Annotated in this window: 7 protein-coding genes; all 7 read right to left on the bottom strand. The window is 29.5% G+C overall.

Annotated elements, in window-relative coordinates; genetic code table 11:
* Positions 1 to 230, bottom strand: a 230-nt coding sequence (locus ACNDLV_RS07555) for a hypothetical protein (protein ID WP_498883053.1), incomplete at its 3' end; no start/stop codon positions are given.
* Between the two features lie 49 nt (positions 231 to 279).
* On the bottom strand, positions 280 to 585 hold the full coding sequence (locus ACNDLV_RS07550; RefSeq protein WP_048598009.1) for a hypothetical protein: 306 nt from the start codon (positions 583 to 585) through the stop codon (positions 280 to 282).
* Positions 575 to 874: a hypothetical protein gene (locus ACNDLV_RS07545; protein WP_167802886.1), complete on the bottom strand. Its 300-nt coding sequence runs from the start codon at positions 872 to 874 to the stop codon at positions 575 to 577. Before ACNDLV_RS07545 ends, ACNDLV_RS07550 begins: the two co-directional genes overlap by 11 nt.
* Positions 875 to 897: 23 nt before the next feature.
* Positions 898 to 1,485 (bottom strand): hypothetical protein, encoded by a 588-nt coding sequence (locus tag ACNDLV_RS07540; protein WP_498883052.1) that lies wholly within the window; start codon positions 1,483 to 1,485, stop codon positions 898 to 900.
* An 11-nt stretch (positions 1,486 to 1,496) separates the two neighbouring features.
* Positions 1,497 to 1,673, bottom strand: coding sequence for a hypothetical protein (locus ACNDLV_RS07535; RefSeq protein WP_234977196.1), 177 nt, complete (start codon positions 1,671 to 1,673; stop codon positions 1,497 to 1,499).
* A gap of 6 nt (positions 1,674 to 1,679) precedes the next feature.
* Positions 1,680 to 1,949 carry a hypothetical protein gene (locus ACNDLV_RS07530; RefSeq protein WP_151121109.1) on the bottom strand — a complete coding sequence of 90 codons (270 nt, stop codon included), beginning with the start codon at positions 1,947 to 1,949 and terminating at the stop codon, positions 1,680 to 1,682.
* A 25-nt stretch (positions 1,950 to 1,974) separates the two neighbouring features.
* The gene (locus ACNDLV_RS07525; RefSeq protein ID WP_498883051.1) at positions 1,975 to 2,340 is read right to left on the bottom strand and encodes a hypothetical protein; all 366 of its coding nucleotides are present in this window, start codon (positions 2,338 to 2,340) and stop codon (positions 1,975 to 1,977) included.
* Position 2,341: the final 1 nt, after the last annotated feature.

Here is a 2,341-nt window from a genome sequence, read left to right as displayed (position 1 = left end):
GTAAGGTTGGGATTTCTTTGAAAGTATAAAGCATCAATTACTCTCTTAGTAGCAAAATCAGTTTTTAATAGAACTTCAGTTACGCACTTTTTCTGCCATCTTAAACTAGCAATGAATCTGTCATCCTCGATGGAATAGTAGGCGCTATTCTGCCTGTTTTTTATATATTCATCAATTTTAGGATAATCTCTAAGAATTGCCTCCATGTGTAGAAAAACTGCCTTTTTCATCCGCACTCCTGTTTATAAAACGATATATAAAATATTTACTTATATAGTATTATATATCAGATAATCCATATTTTTCTAGAGTTTCCTTGCTTACAGTTTCGTATTCAATCATTTGACTAATTGCAAGCTCAGCATAATTACGCAAGTCAACATAACTATCAAAAATAGATTCTCCATTATCTGGAATATCAGGATTCATAGTTAAGGCTCTAATTCTTTGAAGCTTATTATTCACTTCAACAAAAGCATAAATCAAACCTAACTCATTGAAAGAATCAGCATAAGCATTACCATAGGCCTTGTTCTTACGTTCCATTAAATCAGTAAGAGCAGTATCAATTTTTTTAAAGTCCATGTTTATCCTCCCATAATTTATCAGCAATATTTTTATTAGTCACTTCTCGAAGTTTTTTATTGAGTGATATTAGTTTGATGAAAATTTTGTGAAACGGGTTATTTGTAGCCTGGTAAGCAAGTTTTATAAAGTCTAATTTAATATCAGGCTTCCAGTAAGCAGAATCGCCCATTTTATAAAAAATATCAACATCATATTTATTGAATATGAAAGTAATATTCCTAGCATCTTCAGGAATATCTTCCATAAGTTGCTTTTTAAGTCGTTTTTTAATTTTTTCAGGATACATTATCGATATTCCTCCAAATACTATTACTCATCACTATCACTCCAGTTAAAACTGGTAATGAAATTATCTTCAATATCACGTAATTCCACCTCAGTGGGCTTAAATTTAAGCGTATACGCATCAACTAAATAGTAATAATTTTCATTCAAGTTATATCCCCAGTCTTCTTTATTCAGACTGAAATCAGGCAAAATCTTATGGATATCATTACCGTATTTATCAAGGAATCTGGACAATTCATCTTTAACGTAACTTTTATTATCTTCCATAACTGATTTCAAGTATTCATAATGTCTTTGAATATTAGTTTCATCTGTATGAAGAAAATTACGAAAAGTAGTTTTAACATCTATATAATCGATTCCAGATTTTTTTCTTAACTTATTTAAGCCGTCTATAATTTCATCAGAATTTTCGCATTCTCTATTAGGTTCAAAAATAACATTTACTACTGATGCATTTAAGTCAAATTCATCAAATGTAATGAACATTCTTTCATCTTTATTAGACTCAATAATTAAATCATAGTCGCTTTTCCACATGACTGTTTTAGGTGTGTAATTTTCAATTAAATAATCATTAATAATTGCTTTGTTAGGTATAATCCGCATTGTTAATCCTCCTATTTTAATGGAAAAGCCATCATTATTTGATTGCCATTAATAACAACTTCATCTCCATTTGCTTTTTTAAAAGTACGAAAGCATTCCAAGTCTAATGTCTTAAAAACTTCCCATGGAATATCAAGAACTATATTTTCATCGTTTATCATTTGTACATCAGTATATTTATATTTCATTATCTATTAATCTCTAATTCTCTTTACAAATTTCTCATTAGCCCATACATTCAATCCATTATCTACTTCACGAACCACAATAGGCCTTTTATTAATCGTGTAATGATATGGTGACCGCCACTCAAAGCTTTCTGCTTTAAATAGATTACTTACCATTTTAATTACAATTGATTCATCAATTTTTTTAGCTTCATAAATTAATCCAAAGTTTTCAGTATAAAGCCGTACCCCATCAAAGGTATAGCCTTTAGAATCTGGATAATGAAGCATATGCATTAAATTCTTTCCAGGTAAAATAAAATCACCTTCTTCTTTCGTAAAGTCTTAGTAAATCTTTTAAATGGTCAAAGTCTTTATCTCCAACTGGTATCTGCATAAAGCTTCTGTATTTTTTATTTATCTTATTTAAGCACTTAATAATTTCAGATCTATCTCGATGATGAGTGGAGTGAGCTTTTTTTACGTTTAAAACAATCGCTCTTCGATTAAAAACATGAGGAATAATTTCATCATCAATTTTCCAAATAAAATATGGTACTGAATCTTGTGAGCGTAAAACACTTCTACGACTTAGCCAAGAATAGCCGTCAAACTGACCAAGAAAAAAATCTATCTGATCCCAAGTTTTAAATTCTTTAACTCTTTCAATTTCTTTATCCAAACAAATT

This window comes from Lactobacillus fornicalis (assembly GCF_055362665.1).
Note: the sequence above shows the minus strand (reverse complement) of the source record. Positions and strands in the feature narration are given on the sequence as shown.

Excerpts from the sequence above, each read along its gene's own strand:
- ACNDLV_RS07550 (WP_048598009.1), bottom strand. The coding sequence starts at position 585 with ATGGACTTTAAAAAAATTGATACTGCTCTTACTGATTTAATGGAACGT.
- ACNDLV_RS07545 (WP_167802886.1), bottom strand. The coding sequence starts at position 874 with ATGTATCCTGAAAAAATTAAAAAACGACTTAAAAAGCAACTTATGGAA.
- ACNDLV_RS07540 (WP_498883052.1), bottom strand. The coding sequence starts at position 1,485 with ATGCGGATTATACCTAACAAAGCAATTATTAATGATTATTTAATTGAA.
- ACNDLV_RS07535 (WP_234977196.1), bottom strand. The coding sequence starts at position 1,673 with ATGAAATATAAATATACTGATGTACAAATGATAAACGATGAAAATATA.
- ACNDLV_RS07530 (WP_151121109.1), bottom strand. The coding sequence starts at position 1,949 with ATGCATATGCTTCATTATCCAGATTCTAAAGGCTATACCTTTGATGGG.